The sequence below is a fragment of the Paenibacillus sp. MER 180 genome (assembly GCF_023713665.1).
Taxonomy (GTDB): Bacteria; Bacillota; Bacilli; order Paenibacillales; family Paenibacillaceae; genus Paenibacillus_B; species Paenibacillus_B suaedae.
Genome location: NZ_JAMAVT010000029.1, coordinates 34,471 through 56,149 on the forward strand (window position 1 = coordinate 34,471; position 21,679 = coordinate 56,149).

Annotated in this window: 22 protein-coding genes and 1 riboswitch; of the genes, 1 reads left to right on the plus strand and 21 read right to left on the minus strand. The window is 47.4% G+C overall.

What is annotated here, in order from left to right:
* Nucleotides 1-103: 103 nt before the first annotated feature.
* The 18 genes from M3661_RS28195 to M3661_RS28280 form a co-directional block, all read right to left on the minus strand.
* Complete coding sequence (locus M3661_RS28195) at nt 104-1,168, minus strand: peptidylprolyl isomerase (protein ID WP_251490406.1); 1,065 nt, start codon at nt 1,166-1,168, stop codon at nt 104-106.
* Nucleotides 1,155-4,685, minus strand: a complete 3,531-nt coding sequence (gene mfd / locus M3661_RS28200; protein WP_021255236.1) for a transcription-repair coupling factor — start codon at nt 4,683-4,685, stop codon at nt 1,155-1,157. The genes M3661_RS28195 and mfd overlap by 14 nt, the downstream gene beginning before the upstream one ends.
* Before the next feature lie 134 nt (nt 4,686-4,819).
* Complete coding sequence (locus M3661_RS28205; RefSeq protein WP_021255237.1) at nt 4,820-5,050, minus strand: anti-sigma-F factor Fin; 231 nt, start codon at nt 5,048-5,050, stop codon at nt 4,820-4,822.
* A gap of 86 nt (nt 5,051-5,136) precedes the next feature.
* Nucleotides 5,137-5,697: an aminoacyl-tRNA hydrolase gene (pth, locus tag M3661_RS28210; RefSeq protein WP_251490409.1), complete on the minus strand. Its 561-nt coding sequence runs from the start codon at nt 5,695-5,697 to the stop codon at nt 5,137-5,139.
* A gap of 171 nt (nt 5,698-5,868) precedes the next feature.
* The gene (locus tag M3661_RS28215; protein ID WP_005545532.1) at nt 5,869-6,822 is read right to left on the minus strand and encodes a ribose-phosphate diphosphokinase; all 954 of its coding nucleotides are present in this window, start codon (nt 6,820-6,822) and stop codon (nt 5,869-5,871) included.
* A gap of 151 nt (nt 6,823-6,973) precedes the next feature.
* A complete protein-coding gene (gene glmU, locus M3661_RS28220; RefSeq protein ID WP_065292157.1) occupies nt 6,974-8,368 on the minus strand; it encodes a bifunctional UDP-N-acetylglucosamine diphosphorylase/glucosamine-1-phosphate N-acetyltransferase GlmU in 1,395 nt (464 codons plus the stop codon).
* Nucleotides 8,369-8,491: 123 nt separating this feature from the next.
* Entirely contained in the window at nt 8,492-8,776 is a 285-nt protein-coding gene (spoVG, locus tag M3661_RS28225) for a septation regulator SpoVG (protein WP_005545528.1), read from the minus strand.
* Nucleotides 8,777-8,913: 137 nt separating this feature from the next.
* Entirely contained in the window at nt 8,914-9,297 is a 384-nt protein-coding gene (locus M3661_RS28230) for a RidA family protein (RefSeq protein ID WP_251490412.1), read from the minus strand.
* Nucleotides 9,298-9,334: 37 nt separating this feature from the next.
* Nucleotides 9,335-10,165, minus strand: a complete 831-nt coding sequence (gene purR / locus M3661_RS28235) for a pur operon repressor (RefSeq protein ID WP_065292159.1) — start codon at nt 10,163-10,165, stop codon at nt 9,335-9,337.
* A gap of 149 nt (nt 10,166-10,314) precedes the next feature.
* Complete coding sequence (ispE, locus tag M3661_RS28240) at nt 10,315-11,169, minus strand: 4-(cytidine 5'-diphospho)-2-C-methyl-D-erythritol kinase (RefSeq protein WP_021255242.1); 855 nt, start codon at nt 11,167-11,169, stop codon at nt 10,315-10,317.
* Nucleotides 11,170-11,336: 167 nt separating this feature from the next.
* A complete protein-coding gene (locus M3661_RS28245; protein ID WP_021255243.1) occupies nt 11,337-11,513 on the minus strand; it encodes a small acid-soluble spore protein (alpha/beta-type sasp) in 177 nt (58 codons plus the stop codon).
* Nucleotides 11,514-11,728: 215 nt separating this feature from the next.
* Complete coding sequence (veg, locus tag M3661_RS28250) at nt 11,729-12,004, minus strand: biofilm formation stimulator Veg (RefSeq protein WP_021255244.1); 276 nt, start codon at nt 12,002-12,004, stop codon at nt 11,729-11,731.
* 158 nt (nt 12,005-12,162) lie between these two features.
* On the minus strand, nt 12,163-13,068 hold the full coding sequence (gene yabG, locus M3661_RS28255; protein ID WP_251490415.1) for a sporulation peptidase YabG: 906 nt from the start codon (nt 13,066-13,068) through the stop codon (nt 12,163-12,165).
* A gap of 72 nt (nt 13,069-13,140) precedes the next feature.
* A complete protein-coding gene (rsmA, locus tag M3661_RS28260) occupies nt 13,141-14,052 on the minus strand; it encodes a 16S rRNA (adenine(1518)-N(6)/adenine(1519)-N(6))-dimethyltransferase RsmA (RefSeq protein ID WP_065292161.1) in 912 nt (303 codons plus the stop codon).
* Between the two features lie 5 nt (nt 14,053-14,057).
* Entirely contained in the window at nt 14,058-14,624 is a 567-nt protein-coding gene (gene rnmV, locus M3661_RS28265) for a ribonuclease M5 (protein ID WP_028532547.1), read from the minus strand.
* Between the two features lie 166 nt (nt 14,625-14,790).
* A complete protein-coding gene (locus M3661_RS28270) occupies nt 14,791-15,918 on the minus strand; it encodes a resuscitation-promoting factor (RefSeq protein WP_065292162.1) in 1,128 nt (375 codons plus the stop codon).
* A gap of 319 nt (nt 15,919-16,237) precedes the next feature.
* A riboswitch (cyclic di-AMP (ydaO/yuaA leader) is annotated at nt 16,238-16,441 on the minus strand.
* 193 nt (nt 16,442-16,634) lie between these two features.
* Complete coding sequence (locus tag M3661_RS28275) at nt 16,635-17,402, minus strand: TatD family hydrolase (protein WP_251490418.1); 768 nt, start codon at nt 17,400-17,402, stop codon at nt 16,635-16,637.
* 35 nt (nt 17,403-17,437) lie between these two features.
* Nucleotides 17,438-18,721 carry an HD domain-containing protein gene (locus M3661_RS28280; protein ID WP_251490420.1) on the minus strand — a complete coding sequence of 428 codons (1,284 nt, stop codon included), beginning with the start codon at nt 18,719-18,721 and terminating at the stop codon, nt 17,438-17,440.
* A gap of 307 nt (nt 18,722-19,028) precedes the next feature.
* On the opposite strand from M3661_RS28280, the gene M3661_RS28285 reads away from it, so the two are divergent.
* The gene (locus M3661_RS28285; RefSeq protein ID WP_005545514.1) at nt 19,029-19,283 is read left to right on the plus strand and encodes an AbrB/MazE/SpoVT family DNA-binding domain-containing protein; all 255 of its coding nucleotides are present in this window, start codon (nt 19,029-19,031) and stop codon (nt 19,281-19,283) included.
* Nucleotides 19,284-19,459: 176 nt separating this feature from the next.
* Here the strand turns inward: M3661_RS28285 and rsmI are convergent, their stop codons facing one another.
* The 3 genes from rsmI to yabA all read right to left on the minus strand — a co-directional run bounded on the left by rsmI (nt 19,460) and on the right by yabA (nt 21,676).
* Nucleotides 19,460-20,353, minus strand: coding sequence for a 16S rRNA (cytidine(1402)-2'-O)-methyltransferase (gene rsmI / locus M3661_RS28290; protein WP_065292164.1), 894 nt, complete (start codon nt 20,351-20,353; stop codon nt 19,460-19,462).
* A 1-nt stretch (nt 20,354) separates the two neighbouring features.
* Nucleotides 20,355-21,128 carry a tRNA1(Val) (adenine(37)-N6)-methyltransferase gene (locus M3661_RS28295; RefSeq protein WP_065292165.1) on the minus strand — a complete coding sequence of 258 codons (774 nt, stop codon included), beginning with the start codon at nt 21,126-21,128 and terminating at the stop codon, nt 20,355-20,357.
* Nucleotides 21,129-21,292: 164 nt separating this feature from the next.
* Entirely contained in the window at nt 21,293-21,676 is a 384-nt protein-coding gene (yabA, locus tag M3661_RS28300; RefSeq protein ID WP_021255898.1) for a DNA replication initiation control protein YabA, read from the minus strand.
* Nucleotides 21,677-21,679: the final 3 nt, after the last annotated feature.

Below are 21,679 nucleotides of genomic sequence, written 5' to 3' on the forward strand. Positions count from 1 at the left end.
ATATTTCATTCCGTTTCCATACCTTCCGCGAAAAATAGCCCCTTCCCCTTGAGGGGAAAGGGCTACGGCACGAGATGATGACAAATCATCTCGCGGCATGCCTTTACTTGCCTGATTCTGCTTTTGTATCTTTAGGAGCTTCTGTATTCTGATCTTTTTTCTCGTCCTTCTTCTCTTCTGGCTTTGTCTCCGTCTTAGGAAGGTCGATTTTCTTGATCAGCTTATCTAGATCCTTCTGCATGAAGTTGTTCATCAGCTCAGAAGCTGCACGCGTACGCAATGCTTCCTTCTCTTCTTCTGTCAACTTGCTGTATTCCTTCTCTTTACGATCTTCCACGCGCATAACGTGGTAGCCGTAGTCTGTCTCAACTGGATCGCTCACTTGGTTAAGCGGCAATGTCAAGGCAGCTTCCTTGAATTGCGGTACCCATTGACTTACAGCAGCGTCCTTGTACAGACCACCAGTCTTAGCGGAACCTGGATCATCAGACGTTGTCTCAGCCAACTTCGCGAAGTCTTCACCCTTCTTCAGACGAGCTTGTACATCCTTAGCCATCTTCAGAGCATCTTCTTTTTTGCGCTCTTTGCCTTCTTTGTCCTTGAATCCAATGAGAATATGACGAACGGAAGCAGTTGTCATATCCTTCTTATTCTTCTCGAACTCAGCCTTGAGCTGTTCTTCCGTTACCTTGCCGTTGTAATCCTGTACAACTGTCAAGATGCGCGCCATATACTCCGTAATTTCCTCTTCCGTGAGTTTGCGCTTGTCCAGCATTTCTTTGAACTGCTTGTCTCCGACTTGCTTCTTCATCAAGCCAATTTGTTCTTTGGCTTTATCTTTACCCGTTTGCTTTGCTTTCTCCGGTGCTTTGCCATCCAAATAGCGATACGCGATTTGCTGCTTCACGAAGTAGTCGCGGAATTGATCCATGCTAATAATCTGCTCGTATTCCGGATAGAAGAACAGCATGTTCGAGATTTCTTTGTCGAAATCATTCTGTGTAATCTGTCCTCCCTCATACGTAGCAACGACTTTACTGTTGTCGGTTGCCTTGCCCGCTGACTTCTCGTCTTTGTTGCCGCATCCGGCTAATACGGATATTGCGAGTACCGCAGACAATGCCAGCAACAACCACTTCTTGGAACGCGTCTTGTTATTTTGCAACATTCTGCAATTCTCCCTTCGATTTGATGGCACCCTTAGCTTCCTGCATGAATTGCTCTAGTATCATTAACAGCTGCAGCGCATCAACGCCTCGTGCATTGAACTTCACAGCACCGCAAGCCTCTTGATCGACATTAATCCGTCTGTCGAGTTTAGATGCAACAGCAGCCATCTTCTTGCGGTCTAACCACGGATCCGCCGAAGAATGGACCTTGATCGTGACCACATCTCCACGCTGTACAATTGACTCCCATCCATACTGCTTCGCATGAAGCTTCAGCCTAGCGACAGCGAGTAATTGAAGGACAGCAAGAGGTGGTTCACCAAAGCGGTCGATGAGTTCATCCCGCAGTTCTTCGACTTCATCCAATGTAGCAAGTCCCGCTACCTTTTTATAAATCTCAATCTTCTGAATACTATCATAAATATAATTCGGCGGCAAATACGCATCTACGTTCAGGTCGATGAGGGTTGTAAGCTCCTGCTGATCTTCAATAGCGACACCATCGATCTCCGCCTTGCGCTTGTTCACCTCATCTGCAAGCATCTGCGAGTATAGATCAAATCCAACAGATGCAATAAATCCATGCTGCTCCGCACCTAGCAGATTACCCGCCCCTCGGATGGATAAGTCGCGCATCGCAATTTTGAATCCGGAACCAAGCTCGGTGAACTCCTTAATCGCCTGAAGCCGCTTCTCTGCCACCTCGTTCAGTACCTTGTCGCGCTGATAAGTGAAGTAAGCATAAGCAATCCGGTTCGAGCGGCCCACTCGCCCACGCAACTGATACAGCTGCGACAGACCCATCTTGTCCGCATCATGAACGATGAGCGTGTTCACGTTCGGAATGTCTACGCCTGTCTCGATAATACTGGTGCTGACGAGCACATCGTATTCCCCATCCAAGAAGTCGAGAATTGTCTTCTCCAGCTCTGTCTCGGACATTTGCCCATGGCTTACCGTCACACGGGCATCCGGCACGAGCATTTTAATATGGTCGGCCATCTGATGAATCCCCTGCACTCGGTTGAACAGGAAGTAGACCTGCCCGCCTCTTGCCAGCTCTCGTTCTATTGCCTCGCGAACTAAATTATCGCTGTATTCAAGCACGTAGGTCTGAACAGGGAATCGATTTTCTGGCGGTGTCTCGATAACCGACAAATCCCGGACGCCGAGCATGGACATATGCAGGGTACGCGGAATAGGTGTTGCCGTCAGTGTCAGCACGTCGACATTCATCTTCAGCTTTTTCAACTTCTCCTTGTGCGTTACGCCAAAACGTTGCTCTTCATCGACAATCAGCAATCCTAAATCTTTGAAAACAACATCCTGAGAGAGCAGGCGGTGAGTGCCGATAATGACGTCGACAACACCCGACTTTAGCCCTTTCATGGATTCGTTCTGTTCCTTGCGGGAACGGAATCGGCTAAGAACCTGAATATTAAATGGATAGTCGGCAAATCGCTCACGGAACGTCTCATAGTGCTGCTGTGCCAAGATGGTTGTTGGTACGAGTATCGCCACCTGCTTGCCTTCGATTGCAGCCTTGAAGGCAGCTCGAACCGCAACTTCCGTCTTGCCATACCCTACGTCACCGCACAATAGACGATCCATCGGACTCGCCTTCTCCATATCCTGCTTAATTTCTTCGATGGCACGCAGTTGATCTCGCGTCTCATCATATGGGAACATATCCTCGAATTCCCGCTGCTCTGGTGTGTCCTTCTCGAAGGCATAACCGCTAGATGCTTGTCTTGCTGCGTACAGCTTGATCAAGTCGTCAGCAATGTCCTTCACGGAGGAACGAACTTTACTCTTAACCTTCGTCCACTCGGTGCCACCCAGCTTATAGATCTTCGGCTCCTTCTCTTCCGAGCTCACATAACGCTGGATGAGATGAAGCTGATCCACTGGGACAGATAGTTTATCCCCACCCGCATACAAAATATGCAGATAGTCCTTATGGATACCGTTAATCTCCAGCGTCCCAATTCCGATATACTTACCAATGCCATGATTCTGATGGACGACATAATCGCCGACCTTCAGTTCCGTATAGCTGCGAATCCGTTCCGCATTGTCCACCTTCGCGTTCAGTTCCGTGCGGCGTGTCTTCCGCTGCTTGCCGGAGAACATCTCACCCTCAGTAATAACTACAAGGTGAATGGACGGGAGCTCAAAGCCTGTCTGCAGGTTGCCCTTTAAAATCGTAGGCTCAGGTATTGCGTAATCCTGAAGCACACGACGCATCCGTTCAATTCGTTCATCACCGTTCGCCAGCATAATGACATTGGCGCCTGACTTCTTCCACCGTTCCATTTCTGCTTTCAAGACATTCATTTGTCCATGGAAGTTCTGCATGGAGCGGCACATAACGTTCACGATATTTTGCGGCTGCGTATGAGGAACCTGTCTGAGGAACAGCGCCATAAATACGGTCTGGAATGGGCGCTTGCCCATTGCGACGTCAGATGTCACTCCTAGAGGAAGCGCTGGCAATGTCTTGCCATTCGACAACAAGTGTGTGCTCCACTCCAATTCATCTCGTTCAAGCTGTTTGGCTGTCTCCATGACTCTAGCAGGCTCATCTACGACAAGCAGCGTATCCTTCGGCATATAATCATATAATGTGTGCTTCTCTGGATAGAGCAGCGCCACATATTTATAGAGCTCTGTAAAATAAACAGAACCTCTCATTCGTTCGATATCATGCCCGATTTCCCGCTCAAGCTTCTCCTTTACTTGGCGATCGGACATCTTGCCCAGCTGTTCTTCAAGACGTGCAAAAGTCGCCTCAGCCGCAGCGGCGAAGCGTGTCTCGTCTGCAATTAAGTCTTTGCAAGGCAGTATTGTCAATTGCTTCAACTTATCGATAGAACGTTGATCCTGGGTGTCGAATGAGCGAATGGAGTCAATTTCATCATCGAACCATTCAATTCGATACGGATAAGGAGCTGTGATTGGATAAATATCTACAATCCCACCACGGACGCTCATCTCTCCCTTGGCCTCGACACGTTCTGTACGCTCATAGCCGCACGCAACCATTTCTGCCAGGAAGGTTTCCAGTGGAAGCTCATCGCCTAGCGACAGAGATATTCCAGCCTCAGCCATCATCTCGCGGGCAGGCAAAAAGCGCCGCAATCCCGCATACGGCGTTACGATTATCCCACGGAATCCACGTGCACACCGGGTAAGCACTTCGATGCGCTGCGCAATCACTTCTGGACTTGATATCGCTGCTTCTGCAGCTACCAACTCATTGGCCGGGTATAAGAGCACTTGATCCGCCGACAAACATTCTTGCAGGTCATCAGCTACTTTTTGTGCAGAGAACATGTTGTGTGTGACGACGAGTACTGGACGATCCAACTGCATCTGAAGTGCCGCCATCATCACCTGACGAGCTGAACCGGACAAGCCGGATACCAATTGCTCCTTCATTCCTGCACGGACACCCGCAGCAATCGATTCAATATCACGTTCTTCTGATAAAGCTTGCATGAGTGCATTCAACAAAAGATAGGCACCTCTTTCTCACCCACAATAAATACTCAAGGTATAACTAGTAAGGTTATATACGTTACCCTCATCCAAAATAAGCCTCGGCTGACAAGCCAAGGCTGACGCTAACTCCCATTGCCCATCCACCCTCATTGCAAGGGGGAGGAAAGCAAAGACAACTCGGGATGCATCTGAATCGCTTCTGTACAATATTCACATGTCATCCGCACGGTTACATCTCCATTGGAATGAACGACAATATATTGTTGGCGCTCGTCTGGGGTAAGACGGTGGAAGCCGAGGCGTTCCTCATCAATCCCGTTCCCGTCGATGCGCCCAATCATTGTATGACAATGTTTGCACACGTAATTCACAGACATGTATATGCCTCCCAATCTTGGATTATACCGTTCAGTATGTCCAAAAGAAAGGCACATTAGCCCAACATCAGTTTTGATCAGATCATTTATCCATTGAATTTCGCCATCGTCTGCTCGAACGAATGCTTAAGCGAGAATTCGACAGCGTCGCAAGTGCGCTCAACTGTCTGCTTCAAGTCTTCCATACCCGCTTTAGGGAACGTAGACAGCACATAATCTACAATAGACCGACCAGGCTCCGGACGAGATATCCCCATCCGAACTCGATTGAAGGATTGCGTCCCCAGATGCTGGATGAGCGATTTAATCCCGTTGTGACCACCCGCACTCCCTTGATAGCGCAAGCGAATCTTCCCAAGCTCTGTATCCATATCATCATATAGAACGATAAAATCCTCAATATCCGCCTTATAGTAATCCATATATGCGCGAACAGCCTCTCCAGACAGATTCATATACGTCATGGGTTTGATAAGAACTACCTTCTCTGTTCCAACGCGTCCCTCTCCGATTAACGCCTTGCATTTGCTCTCACGTACCTGAATGCCGAAGCGATCCGCAAGAGAGTCAATTGCCATAAAGCCGATATTGTGGCGGGTTGTGGCATATTCGGTTCCTGGGTTACCTAATCCTACAATCCACTTCAAGAGCGCTACATCCTTCCTTATTGATCATCGATATGATGATTGAACTGCTTTTGGCATGCATCCGCACCTGATTCGCAGACACATTCAAATGCCGATAAGGGTTACTTCTCCGGCGAAGACCGAAGACGTAACCCTTCCGTAATGTGCAGCTCAGGTCACTCGACCCACGCTTTATTCAATCTCAAACAATTTACTGATAGACAATTCTTCGTGAACACGAATAATCGCTTCACCCATTAACGGTGCAACCGACAGTACGTGTAACTTGCTAGATGGGTTTTCATGTGTAATCGGAATTGTATCCGTTACAACAACCTCTTTAAATGGCGATTTCTCCAAACGATCCATCGCAGGTCCGGACAATACTGGATGCGTGCAGCAAGCGTAGACTTCCTTCACCCCTGCTTCAACCAATGCGTTCGCACCAAGCACAATCGTACCAGCCGTGTCGATAATGTCATCGATAATAATCGCTGTCTTGCCTTTAATATCCCCGATAATATTCATAACTTCACTAACGTTCGGCTCTGGACGACGCTTGTCGATAATGGCAAGCGGTGCATTCAGGAAGTCAGCCAATTTGCGCGCACGTACCACACCACCATGGTCAGGCGATACGACAACAACGTTTTCGAGTTGCTTCGAGCGGAAATATTGTGCCAAAATTGGAACACCCAGCATATGATCCACAGGAATATCAAAGAATCCTTGAATTTGTGTGGCATGCAAGTCCATCGTAATAACACGATGAGCTCCTGCTGTCTCGATCAAATTCGCTACAAGCTTCGCCGTAATCGGATCGCGCGAACGCGCTTTACGGTCTTGGCGAGCGTAGCCATAGTAAGGGATAACTACGTTAATGCTCTTTGCCGATGCACGCTTCAATGCGTCCACCATTACAAGCAACTCCATCAAATTGTCATTGACCGGGTCGCATGTCGATTGAACGACGTAAACGTCACAACCGCGTACACTTTCAGACAACTTAACTTGGATTTCTCCATCACTAAAGCTCTTCGTTTCTGCATCTCCCATCGGAATTCCGATGTATTCTGCAATCTTGTTCGCCAAATTAGGATTGGAGTTGCAAGTGAAAATTTTCAACTTGGAATCACAATACGTCATGATATTAAAAACCCTCCGTGCCGGTTCTTGTTCATCGTTGTTTTATACTGTCCGTTAATGGTGCTGCTTAGTCTATCCCTACATGGTCTCAACTAAAAAGGCTCTCAATACCATGCTAAACGATATTGAATGAAAAGTGCAACCTTATCGATCACTTTTCTCGTTCTTTTTTTGCTTTTGCACGGGCACGAATCTTCTCCGCATACCCCGGCTTGTTTACTTGACGCTCACGAGCGATGGCCAAGTCATTATCTGGTACAGGATGTGTAATCGTTGATCCGGCAACGACGTAAGCGCCAGTGCCCACTTGGATAGGTGCAATCAAGTTGACATTGCTGCCAATGAACGCGTCATCGCCAATTTGAGTGAGCGACTTATTGAAGCCGTCATAGTTGACCGTAATCGCGCCACATCCAATATTTACATTCTTCCCTACTTCGGCATCGCCAATATAACTGAGGTGCGATACTTTCGTTTGATCATCAAGCGACGCATTTTTAATTTCCACGAAGTCGCCGACTTTCACCTGCTTGCCAAGACGTGCGCCTGGACGCAAATAAGCGAATGGACCAACTGAACTCTCGTCGCCTACAATCGCTTCACAGAGTACAGATTGCTTAATATGCACTTGATCGCCGATTGTTGAATCAACAATCTCGCTGTTCGGCCCAATAACGCATTCGCCGCCAACCGTCGTGTTGCCACGCAGGCTTGTCCCTGGTTCAATGATCGTATCCGCTCCGATGACAACACCAGACTCAATATACGTATTGGCAGGATCAATAATCGTTACACCATTCAGCATATGGCGTTTGTTGATACGATCACGCATGAAGCGTTCCGCTTCAGACAACACCAAGCGATCATTAACGCCGATTGCCTCACTGTTATCCGGCGTACAATATGCTTGCACCGTATCTCCTTGTGCCTTCATGATGCCGATTACGTCAGTCAAATAATACTCTTGCTGGGCATTATCATTTCTGATCTGCTCCAGCGCCGCGAACAACTTCACATTGTCGAAGCAATACGTGCCCGTATTGATCTCCTTCACGAGCTGTTCTTCGGTCGTACAATCCTTTTGTTCGACAATTTTCAAGACCGAACCGTCTTCTGCGCGAATGACGCGACCGTAACCTGTCGGATCATTCAGTTCAGCCGTCAAAATCGTCGCTGACGCCTGAGCGCGGTTATGCAGTTCCATCAACTGAGCCAACGTTTCTGGTGTCACTAGCGGTGTATCGCCGCAAATGACAAGTGTCGTTCCTTCCTCACCATCAAGAAGCGCCTTCGCTTGCTTAACCGCATGTCCTGTACCAAGCTGTTCCGCTTGCAAGGCGTACTCGGCACGGTTCCCCAGGAATTGCTGTACTGCTTCTGCTCCATGTCCTACAATGACGACGGTGCGCTCACAATCCACACTTTCGACAGCATCAAGAACATGCCCTACCATTGGTTTCCCGCATACGGGATGAAGCACTTTGTACAATTTTGACTTCATGCGTTTGCCTTGTCCGGCAGCAAGCACAATGGCCATTCTTTTCAAAGCGTCCGACCTCCTGCTCTACCTTTACTCCATAGAAGAATATATCTCATTATGGAGAAAAAGAAAAGAGAGCCCCTATGATTGGCTCTCTTTCTTTGCAACCCCAATTATAAAATCATAAAACTACGCGCCCTCTTCGATAACTTCCTCTTCCGTAGCAGCGCGTTCGTATTCAGCCAATACAGCAGCTTGAATCTTCTCGCGAGTCGCCGAAGAAATCGGATGAGCAATATCGCGGAATTCGCCATCTGGAGTCCGCTTGCTCGGCATCGCTACAAACATGCCATTGTTGCCGTCGATTACACGAATGTCATGAACGACAAACTCGTTATCGATCGTAATCGATGCGATTGCCTTCATTCTCCCCTCTGTGTTGACGCGGCGGAGTCTTACATCAGTAATTTGCACGTGTGTTCACCACCTTTTTCCATCGAGACTTGGTGTATAATTCCACACGCGCATGAAAAATCCTTCTTAAATTTGCCAATAATCTAACTTTTTTTAAAAATTTATGCCTGTCTTTAACGGATTCGACAAGCTTCGATTTATATCGCTGCGATCAGTTCAATTTCGACAAGTACGTCCTTCGGGAGTCTCGCTACCTCTACACAGGAGCGTGCAGGCTTGTGATTACCGAAGTACGATTCATAGATAGCATTGATTTGAGCAAATTGATTCATGTCCTTGATAAAAACAGTAGCCTTAATTACCTTATCGAAAGAAGTACCTGCTTCTGCAAGCACAGCCCTCAAGTTGGAGAACACTTGGTGTGTCTGCTCCTCAATTCCGCCTTCCACGAGCACACCTTGTGCAGTCAACGGAATTTGACCCGAAGTGAACAAGAGGTTGCCCAGCTTCATTGCTTGTGAGTATGGGCCAATGGCCGCAGGCGCTTGATTCGTTGCAATTGCTTCTAATTCTTGAGACATTTGAATACCCTCCCGAATCAATGTTGTTCTCTATCGCTTATTCCTTATCGAAGTAGTTCCCCGGCTTCACCATAATATGACGAGTCCGTGCATCTACAGTCCCAACGCGAATGAGGGACACATAATCTGTCAACAGCCGTTCTTCGTTCGATACATCCTCCGATTCTACCAATACACCAACACCCGCTACTGTGGCATCGAATTCCTTCAGCAGATCCATCATGCCGTGAATCGTTCCACCAGCACGCATGAAGTCGTCCACGATTAATACGCGTGAGCGCTCCTTCAAGGCACGCCGTGCGAGTGTCATCGTATGGATGCTCTTCTGCGATCCTGATACATAGTTAATGCTAACGGCCGATCCCTCTGTCACAACATGGTCGCGACGTACTAGCACCACTGGCAGGTTCAGATGAGCAGCAGTCGCATAGGCAATTGGAATCCCCTTCGTCTCTACCGTCATCACGACGTCAATATTGCAGCCTGCAAAGGCAGATGCGAACATTCGACCTACATCGTTCATCAAGGCTGGTTGACCTAAAATATCAGTAATATAGAAATATCCCCCAGGAAGCACCCGGTCTGGATGCCCCATTGATGCGCATAAAGACTCAATGACAGGAAGTGCGATATCAGGCGTGCATTTCGGAATAAACTTCACTCCGCCTGCAGCACCAGCCAGCGTCAGTAAATCTCCCGTCCCTTCGCTCTCGAACACCTCTTTAATAATAGCCAAATCCTCGCTAATGGAAGACTTGGCTGCACCGTAACGTTCTGCAAATGTCGTGAGCGGTATGAGCGTATGCGGCTTAGACATCAGATATTGGGTCATCTCAACCAGACGGGCGCTTCGCTTCAATTTTTTCATGATTACTCCTCGCTCAAAACCGAATATTATATTGTAGATATTACATGAATGTACGCTAGTTAGCAAGATGATGGCCGCTTGTCAAGTCAAACATTCCTTGAATTGTAACCATTTCGCCTTCTTGATACACGTTAATCTATTTAAGCCTGTTATCCCAACAAGCGTACCGCGTACACTTCCTTGCAAAAACCGCGCAGTCCATTATAGATCCTTGCGATCTTAGATTCTTTAGACACAAGGCCGAATACCGTCGGACCGCTGCCCGACATCAGCACTCCTTCAGCCCCGAGCCGAAGCATAGCATCCTTCAACTGCTGCACCTCCGGATGGAGCGGCAGCGTGACATCCTCCAGCACATTGCCAAGCGATTCACACACCCCTTGGAAGCTTTGGGCCTGTATCGCTCTGCGCATTTGATCCAGCGATGGATGCTCCGTAATCTGACTCGCTCTAAGGCGCCCATAGACATCAGCCGTCGATACATTAATCGGCGGCTTGGCAAGCACAACCCAGCATTGAGGTGGCTGCTCAATCATCTCAAGTGCCTCTCCGCGGCCGCGAGCTATTGCAGTCCCTCCCGTCACGCAGAACGGGACGTCTGACCCAAGTTCCGCACCAAGCACCTGAAGCTCCTCATCAGGAATCCCTAACTTCCATAATCGATTCAAGCCTCGCAGTGTAGCAGCAGCATCGCTGCTTCCGCCGGCTAGTCCGGCAGCTACTGGTATTTTTTTATCTAAATGAATATATACGCCTTGCTTCACTTCATAACGTTCTTTAATTAGTTTTGCCGCTTGGAACGCCAAGTTCTTCTCATCTAACGGTATGTAACCTGCTTGGCTGGAGATGATAATCGTATCTCGAGGAAGTTCCTCCATCTCGAGACGGTCCGCTAAGTCTACCATCGTCATGACCATTTCGACGTCATGATACCCATCCTCGCGCTTACGCAGCACATCCAACAGCAAATTTATTTTGGCAGGCGCCTTCTCGTACACTTTCACTCGCGTTCACCCTTCTTTATCCTACGGATCGCTTACGTTATTATAACAGACTCTATGGTGCAAGTCATATGTGTACGTATACAGGCAATGAACATGATTTCGTTAATAAAAAAAGCGAACAGAGCGGAATAGATCCGATGCTCGCTGGATAGAAGGTTCATGACTCGTTATTTTTTCGAGGCTGCCTCTTCGGCAAGTTGAATGGCCCGCTTGACCATATCGCCAGCATCCTTCGCACGGATAGCACCCCATCCGTATTTGGACACCGTATCGTAGAAGCCAAGATCTTTAGCCAATTCCACCTTCAGATCTTCAGACATGAAGCTGCGCTTTCTTCGGCTCATCACTGCACCTCCCACGCTTACCTTAAAGTTCATATCATCAGCAAGCACGACATAATCATCGGCCTACCGTTAATGTAAGTAGAAGCCACCTCCATTATACGTTCACTCCTGTTCCGATTTATGGGGGAGCATCTGGGAGAACCATGACCGTACGTGCTCATGTCATTCCTTCAAAACAAACAAAAGGCAGCCCTCACAGGCTGCCGTCATGTCGCTTAACCGCGAACATATTCAATCTTCAACTCGCCGTTATCGGCGCATACGGTCACTTGGACCGATTCTGTTAATATATCTGCATAGCTATAGGATACCCGCTTAAACGCGTTCTGATCCTGGTCCAACTTAACAATAAATACAGAAGGGTAGGTTTCTTCCAACACGCCCGTACGCTCAATCGTTTTCCGACGACCGCCATTGGCGCGGAGCAGAATCTTCTGACCGACATGTGCTTCAAGACAACGACGAATTTCAAACAGCGCGTTTTTCGCCATTACAGCTACCACCTCTTTCCTTGTCCATTATAACCAATTCAAGAGGTGTTGTCAAATAAACAAATAATTATAACAATAACACCGTTTTAGTGTCAATGTGTTTTTTTGCCCAAATTTATTAAAATGGTTCTTTTTTCTGTATTTTATACATAGGCCGCTTATATTACGGTTGGTGTAACGTTCAATGTCGATAAATCCTTCAACTTCGGCATGCCCACGCGATAACTTCCCTTTGTCTCAATGCCTCCCACCCCGTCAATGCCACTGACCATATGAGGCGCAATATCCCCAATCTGTACGGTATCACGAATTGAGGTATATGAGGCCTTAACCGCTACGTAAGCTGGATCAAGGGCATGAATCATAATTCGGCCCGGTGAACTTGCAAAGTTGGCTCCTGCTTGCAGAAGCGCCTCGAAGTGAGATTGGCATGCCCCGGCAATTACAGTCAATAAATCAAGATGGCGCTCATACTGCCTTGCCGTCTGTACTGCATTAACGAAGTTCTGGGAGTTCTTATAATTCTGCAAATTTAACAGATCACGGTACCTGCCGTTCTTCAATACACCATCATGTCCAGTAATGACGATTATATTCGGCTTCACTCGCGGCAGCAGCCGATACAACGTATCTGCCATATTGCGTTCATTCACATAATGGCCTTCTGCCGGCACGTTGAGCTGATTATATATCGCCATGCTTTTCTGTAAATACCCGGGATCCCCATCCAGATGGAGTACCGTTCCCGGCATATCAAAGGTTGAAATGGAATTCGGCATCTCTGCAAATGGAAGCTCCGTCCGCCTGCGCTCATGCAGCTGCCTACGCTGCTGTTCAAGCACCTCGACAGACTCCAACATCTTGATATGAGCCTGTTCCGTGCGGCGCGCAATCGTTGCCTTCGGTACACTAACTAAATCTTCAACATGGGAATCCGCCAGTAAGCGGTAATCCGTCCCCTTAATAATCGCCGTCTGTCGGAAGATCTCCTCCACACGGAATGTAATATCGCCACCGTACGACTTGCGTACGACCAAATCTCCTTGCTTCACTGGTTCGTTCATAGGATCAATCACCTCTCCGACTATCCTATGGGCAAACGCATAAATTGGTGATGCCTAAGCCTTAAAATTATGTTATTCCGCTTGATCCTCTTCTTCTGCACGTGCAATGGCTTGACCGATCGCGTCGGACAGAGCAGCGAACTCCTCAATCGAGAGTGTTTCCCCTCGGCGATTCGGTTCAATTTGTGCTAAAGCGAGCGCTTCTGTCAGCCTGTCTGTCCCGCATTTGCCGGCATAGCGAGCCTTCAGGTTATTCCAAATCGTCTTGCGACGCTGAGCGAACGAAGCCTGTACAACATCGAATAACAACGACTCATCCTTCACCTGCACAGGTGGAGTCTGTCTCACACGTAGACGGATTACTGCAGACTCTACATTTGGCTGCGGGATGAACACCGTATGCGGTACGGTGCATACAAGCTCCGGCTCTGCAAAATATTGAACAGCCACACTTAAGCTGCCGTAATCCTTGCCTCCCGGCTTCGCTGCCATTCGCTCTGCAACTTCCTTCTGAATCATGACGACGATGTTCTTGAGCGGCAGACGCTCCTCCAGAAGCTTCATCATAATCGGTGTCGTCACATAATACGGCAAGTTGGCAACAACACTTACCCGCTCGACATCTTGGAACTGTTCGCGGAACAATTCATGCAAATCCACCTTCAATACATCCCCATGTACAACATGGACATGCTCATAGGGCTCCAGCACTTCCCCTAATATCGGAAGCAAGCGCTGGTCGATCTCGACTGCTGTTACACGACGAGCGCGCTTAGCGAGCTGCTCCGTAAGCGCACCAATCCCAGGCCCAATCTCCAGGGCACCTGTCACATCATCCAGCTCTGCAGCATCCACAATACGGCGCAAAATGTTCATATCAATTAGAAAGTTCTGTCCTAAGCTTTTCTTAAATGAAAACCCATGCTTGCGTATAATGTCTTTCGTGCGATTCGGTGTTGCAATATCTATTCTCGTCTGCGTCATTCCATCTATTCTCCTTCTGCACATTGTTCCTGCTCGAATTGGTTCAGCTTCCGCAAGGCGTTCTCAAATTCCTCTCGTCCGATCTGGAACACACCGCAGCGCTTGAGCATCTGCTTCGCGTTGCAGTATCCAATGCCCAATATTTCACCTAACTGCCGTCTGCGTTCTGCAGAGCCTGCATGCGTCGTTAATCCCGCTTCGACGAGATCCGTCCACGTCAGCTCTGATGTCATGCTTGGCATCTCGGAGCGAACCTGCTCTAAGGCACGGCGAATCGCTTCTGGCTTTGCATTCTCCACACCAAGATCCCCTTTGGCTATCGCCTCATGTCTAGGCAGGAAAGCGTGTTTGCACCCAGGTACACGTTCTGCTATCGTCTTCCGAATTTTCTCCCCCGCATGATCTGGGTCCGTGAAAATAATAACCCCTCGGCGCTCTTGGGCCAATGCGATGCGTTTTATCGTTGTATCATTAATCGCCGATCCACCTGTCTCAATTGTATCCGCCTCAACGGCACGGTGAATGGCAACGGTATCATCTTTGCCTTCTACAACTATCACTTCGCGTATCAATATGCTTGCTCCTCTCACCACAAGGCTGCTTCCTAATTCCGCATCCTTCTCTTGCTCTCCATTCATAAATAAACAACAAAAGAAGAGGGTGTCCCCTCTTCTTAGCATGACATAAATCATTATTCATTACTATATCCTAATTACACATGGCTGCATACCTTGTGCGTTAGTTCGATTCCGGCTTGACTGGGCCAACCACGTATACGGTGTACCCCTTCTTGCGTCCGAATTTGCTGACCGCCTTCTTGCTGTCGAAGTATACATCGATAATTTTCCCCTTGACCGCGCCACCTGTATCTTCAGCACGTCTGAATCCAATCCCTTCGATATATACCCACCAGCCGAGCGGAATGACCTTCGGATCAACCGCGATAGTACGACCTTCTGATACTATTGCGCCAGATGCCGTCTTCGCACCAGCCGATCCCTCAGATTCCGTATACGCCGTCAGTTGAACGTTCTTCAGCACTTTTTTATAGTTAAAATCTTTGTCGCCACTGGAAACATTGTCAGAATCGTCTTCCTGCGCGTTCACTGACAGAACAGCAACTTCCGGTTCCTTCTTCGTTCCATAGGCTATCACTTGATTCACTTGTTTTGTATGAACGGATTTGTCGACCATCTGCGAATATACGAGCTTACCATCCTCGTACGTTTTCTGTACTTTCTGGACAACCAAGCCTTCTTTTCCATCTTGAACCGTCTTGGTCTTCCCCTTAAGGAGAGTAGCATCTGCCTGCTTCACCACTTGATAAGGAACCTTCACTTTACGCTCTTCCATCTTCTTGCTGACACGGACGATTCGAATATCCATGTTCTTCGAAATAGAGGCACGCTTAGAAGGGAATACCTTATCTTCAGGGTTCACTTGGATTTGCAGCGAACTCAGTGCATCATGCACCGACTTCTTCGTTGTAAATTGTGTTTCTTTCTTCCCATCCGCTGTAATTTGGATAGGCAAAGCGCGTTCAATAATAACTCGATCTCCATCAGCAATTTCTGCATCAAGCGGCTTCGATACTGCATCGTATGCCCCAAGCGCTATCGCATGCTCATCCAAAACATTGCGAAGCGTATCTAGGCGAGTTTCGACTGAACGCTCTTGTCCATCAACGAGCACAGCCACTGTCTTCTTCGTTACATTATACCAAGTCAAGACTGCTATTAATGTGATCACGATTGCTACAGCTGCAATAACGGTGATAACACGCACATTTTCATGCTTCCATCGCAATGCGAGTGACATGCTGGATGATCGGGGTTCATGGGTTTCGTTGTTCACGATCTGTCCCATTTCTCGGTCCTCCTTACATAGTCCCGCCGTCGAGTGCTCTGCATGATTCCATCTGACGCGACTATTTCAAGAATGTTTACGAGAGACTTCACTTGCCATAAACGAGCATGTAATCGTTCAAGACAATGCTGAAATCTCCGTACCAACGTTTCAGTATTGGCTGCTCCCACCTCCTATTTCTTACACCCTATGACGTCTTTATTCTCATTATTCAAAAAAAGAATGTTTGAGAGTAAACAAAAGAAGCCCTTCGTAAGAGGAGACTCTTTCGCGGCTTCCGTAATAGAAACCCAAACGTCAACAGTGTATAGGACGCGAGGAACCCTCTCTCGGTACGCTGACGAGGTTAGCTGTCGGGTTCGGGCTTGAGAGTCGCCCTATCGGAACCAACCGGCTCATGGCTCGGTCGTCCCTAATTCACCCCAAGGAATTAATCCGTGTGAATGAACATGTACTCATGTCATGTCGTTCACACTCTGGTTCCCCCGCTCTCCACTTCATGGAGATTAAGCGATACTGAATTAGTTGGAACAATATTGAATTGTGTAATAACATCTGTGAGAAATCATATCGTGTTTGCAATCTTCTTGTAAAGACAGTAGCAATTCCGTTTTTCGCGAAAAATGGTTAAAAAAATGTAACTTAATCCGTTTTTCATAATGAAATCCACTTATTTTATGGCCGATGTCTTTTTTTCACTTGTTTTTGGCCCGTTTTCACGTGATGTCAAAACATGTCATTGCATTTTGAGTCGTCATTCTGCAAAATTCTTCAAATTCCATACCTTTCAGCTCTGCTGCAACCTCTGCAACAAGACGTACATATGCAGACTCATTGCGCTTGCCTCGGAACGGATGAGGAGTTAAATAGGGGGAATCTGTCTCCACAAGCAATCGATCATTCGGAACCTTAACAAGTACTTCTTTCGGCTGTTTTGCATTTTTAAACGTAACGGGTCCTCCAAATGAAAGGTAGAAGCCCATATCCAGACACATCTTCGCTGTTTCCCAACTGCCTGAGAAGGAATGCATGATGCCCCCTACTTCGTGAGCCTTCTCCTCGCGTAAGATGCGGACTACATCTTCGTGCGCTTCACGATTATGAATAATGATTGGCATCTTCAATTCTCGCGCCAACCCAATTTGCTCGCGGAATACACGGTGCTGAACATCCTTCGGAGACGTATCCCAGTGATAGTCCAGTCCGATCTCGCCAATCGCCACAACCTTCTCATGTTCCGTAAGCTTGGCGATCCAGTCTATATCCTCCGGCTTCATCGTTATCGCATCTACCGGATGCCAGCCTACAGCTGCATAGATGAAATCATATTTCTCCGCCAACGCCATCGTTGTCGGGATCGTCTCTCGATTGAACCCGATGTTAACCATACGGGTCACCCCTTGTTCAACGGCCCGTGCGATAACCTGATCGCGATCCTCGTCAAAATTGCTGCTGTCTAAATGCGTATGAGTATCAAATAACACGTTTATGCGCTCCTTTTTCTTTCTTGCAAATCGATCTAGTAATTGCGGCGTATAAACATACGCTTTGTATCTTCCATAAGGTGATTCGAGACTTCCAGAAGCTTGTCCATTGGGAAATATATATAGTGTTTTCCACGACGAATACCGCTAATGGAACGTACAATATCCGATTTCTTGGACAGCTCCACAATTTGCTGATCCCGCCCCCACAGCATAATATGCTGCTGTGAACGGGCATCTCCCTTTCGATATACGTCATAAGGCTTGTCGAAGGGGGAATCGAACATAAGTTCATAGTTCGGATCAAGCCCAATCTGTGACCACTCTGCCCGCAATCGTTCCTGTAAATCTTCATCCATCTGTTCGACTTCAATATATTTATATAGTTTACGCTCCATGAATCGTTGGCACAAGTCAACGAGACGTCCATCCTTCTCCCTTGTCCACTGCATGAATGCGGTCTGCACAAATGCCTCATCCATTTGGACATATTGTTCCGTCGTAATCGTTCCTTCAAATAAAGCATCTAGAGGAGAGAGGAAATATTGAAAAGTATATCCACCCAAATATAATTCTTTGGCTCTTTTGAAAATTAGGCGCAGCAACATCTCCGAGCTTCGGGTTACAGGATGGAAGTAGACTTGCCAGTACATCTCATATCGAGCTAGCAAGTAATGCTCTACTGCGTGCATGCCGCTCTCTTTGACTACGATCCGATCCTTAAGCGGGCGCAGCACCCTTAGAATACGATCGATATCGAATGTACCGTAATTAACACCGGTAAAGTATGCATCCCGCAATAAATAGTCCATACGATCCGCATCAAGGGAGCCGGATACCAAATTCACGACAATCGGCCGCTCATATGTCTTGCGAATCACTGATGCCACCTTGGTTGGGAGCTGTGGATCTACTTGTCTCAGCACGCGATTGATATCGGTATCTTCTATTATAATGCGGTATGTCCAATCTTCATGAAACATATCGAAGGCCTCTTCAATGGAATGAGAGAATGGTCCATGGCCCACATCATGAAGCAGTGCAGCACATAAGGCGACCAGCCTCTCTTCTTGCGGCCAGTCCTCGTATTGGTTTCGTTCAAATTGGGAAATAATTCGCCGAGTAATCTCGTATACGCCCAGAGAATGAGAAAAGCGGCTATGCTCTGCCCCGTGGAATGTTAAATAGGAGGTTCCTAATTGACGAATGCGGCGGAGCCGCTGGAATTCCCTTGTGTTAATCAAATCCCAAATTGTTCGATCTTGAACATGCACATAATTGTGAACCGGATCCTTGAACACTTTTTCCTCTAATAACATTGAAAATCACTCCTTTCGATTCGAACCTTTTCGACATAGTCTGCCTTATTGTCGAAAAGATTTGGTTTATTCTTGTTTCTGTTTATTTTTGCATAAAAAATACCATACGAGTGTAAAAGTGTACGCTACGTCGTTAAAAACAGCTTAATATAAGCTAAAAAAAACCTAAAATCCATAAATTAGCACGCCAAGTATACATTTTTTAGGTTGACTAATTTGGGAATGGTTGGTACGATAAGAATCAGCCAAAAAGAATTTTGTCGAAATATGACATTTCATGCTAAAGCAAAGAGGAGAGCGTTGAACTATGATGAAGTCCACTGGTATCGTCCGTAAAGTAGATGAACTAGGTCGTGTCGTCATTCCGATCGAGCTTCGCCGCACCCTTGGTATCGGTGAAAAGGATGCGCTAGAAATTTACGTTGACGGAGAGCGCATCATGCTTAAGAAATATGAACCAGCATGCATCTTCTGCGGCAATGCAGAGAACGTTACATACTTTAAAGGAAAAATTGTTTGTCACGAATGTATATCAGAAATACCACAACCTGTGACAAAATAAAAAAAATAGGTTATAATAGCTCTAATCACATATGTTAATTCTAACCTTTTTATATCTTCCTTGATGCCTCCATGGTTTTGAACCCAACCATGGAGGTCTTTTTTTTGTTTTACAGCAAGGGTTTTCCCTCAATTGTCTGCATGTTTCTCTTATGATCCATTGTATCCATTCTTGTTCTATAACAATGCCTGATAGATATCCCGTCTGGATACACCACGATCCTTGGCTGCCAGTTTCATTGCATCCTTGCGTGATACTCCCTGTTCACGTTCATAATGCGCAACATGCTCTTCTTCCGTCAGTTCCTGCCACCATGCTTGTCCCGCATCTTGAGAAGCTCCATTCTCATCAGCTCCCTCGACGACGATACAACATTCTCCTAATGGAGGATGCTCGCTTACAAAGGCAATGCATTCACCAACCGTACCGCGGATGAAGTGTTCGTAACGCTTCGTCAGTTCGCGGGCAATCGTAATCCGGCGGCTGTCTCCGTATGCGGAAGCAAGCCGATCGAGCGTCTTCGCAATACGGTGCGGTGACTCATAGAATAACAGCGTTCCCGCTTCCATTCGGAGTGAGGCAAGCACCGCATCTGCATGCTTCTTCTCCCGCGGAAGAAAACCTACGAATGTGAAACGATTCGTTGGCAGCCCAGACGCAATTAAGGCAGATAAAGCCGCATTTGGTCCAGGAATCGGAATAACAGGAATGCCCGCTTCTACAGCCAGTTGAACAAGATCTGCACCCGGATCTGATATCGCGGGTAACCCGGCGTCGCTCACAAGGGCGATACGCTTGCCTTCTTCCATGATACGCACAAGTTCAGGTCCGCTTGCCTGCTTGTTATGCTCATGATAGCTGTACAGCGTCTTCCCTGTAATTTCGAAATGACTCAACAGCTTCCTTGTCTCACGTGTATCTTCCGCCGCAATAATATCAGCTTCCCGCAGTATGCGTACAGCCCGGAATGTCATATCTTCCAGATTTCCAATCGGCGTCCCTACAAGATATAATGCCCCTACATTTTCCTTGTTTTGTTGCTGGTAGCTATATTGTTCCGTCAATTGCATATTACCCATCCTTCAGCTGCGAGGCTTTCCCATAATAGATATCCATTAATTCCTCACGATATTCTTTTCCATCATTATATACGATAAGCGGCGGCAATAGCCGTACATCCGGCTTGCCGTCTCGCGCGGCCTCAATCAATACCATATTGGCCTCTACTTCCTCGCGTGGATGAACGAAGCGAATGCGCTTCGGCTCCAATCGATATGTCCGCATAAGCGCTATGATATCCGTCAATCGGCTAGGACGGTGAACCATGGCAAGCTTCCCGCCCGTTCGCAGCAGCTTAGCACTCGTGCGAATCACATCCTCCAGTGTGCAGGCGACCTCACTGCGAGCTAGTGCATAATGCTCGTTCTCTTTCACATCACCCGCCGTCAAAGGCATATAGGGAGGATTTACTGTAATCATTTCGTAAAAGGGACGCTCTGCATCTGGTGTAAATGCCTTCAAATCCCCTTCGATAATGCGTATTCGCTCTTCCAAGCCATTTAGCCGAACGCTGCGGCTGGCCATATCCGCAAGTCTTGGCTGTATTTCCAATCCATCGATTTGCGCATTAGTCCGTGTGGACAGCAGCAGTGGGATTACCCCATTGCCTGTACACAGATCCATAATCCAGCCACGCATTGGCACGGAAGCGAATCGAGCCAGCAGGACAGCATCCATGGAGAAGCTGAACACCTCTGAGCTCTGTATGATTCGTAATTGATGAGTGAGCAAATCGTCGAGCCTCTCAGATGGATGCAGCCCGATCACATCGTTTCTATTCTCCATAACGCCCCTGCCTTTATCATCTTCATTTAAGTACTACCTACACCTATATCTTTAACGTTTCATAAGGGACTTCCTCATCAGCTATGCTGTAAATTGCCCCTAATATGATGAAAAGCCGTAGGTGGGGAACCCTCTTATCGGTTCCCACTGACCTACGGCCGCGGTTATTTATTGAGGAAGGACAGACAGAACAAACAGTCACCTTCCGTCCGCAAATGTCCATAATACACGTTGCAAATGTGAAACCCTTCATGATACAGCCGCGCCAAATTATCATACCCTTCGCCAACCACGTTCTCTTTGGAATCTCCATTTGGATCAGGATTTACTGCGGGTGCCGAGTCTCCCTTCACCTCAGGTTCAACTTCCAAGTGCTCGTGATGCTCGTGGTGCAGTACTTTGCGCAGCTGCTGATTCTCCATCCACAAGCGTTGATTCTCTTCCAGCAGCTCTTTGACGACGAGTTTCAGCGCACCAAGCTCTTGATGAAGGTCTCCCATATGCGTTTCCAATTCATGAATCTGCGCAAAAATGTCTTTCTTCTCCAAGTT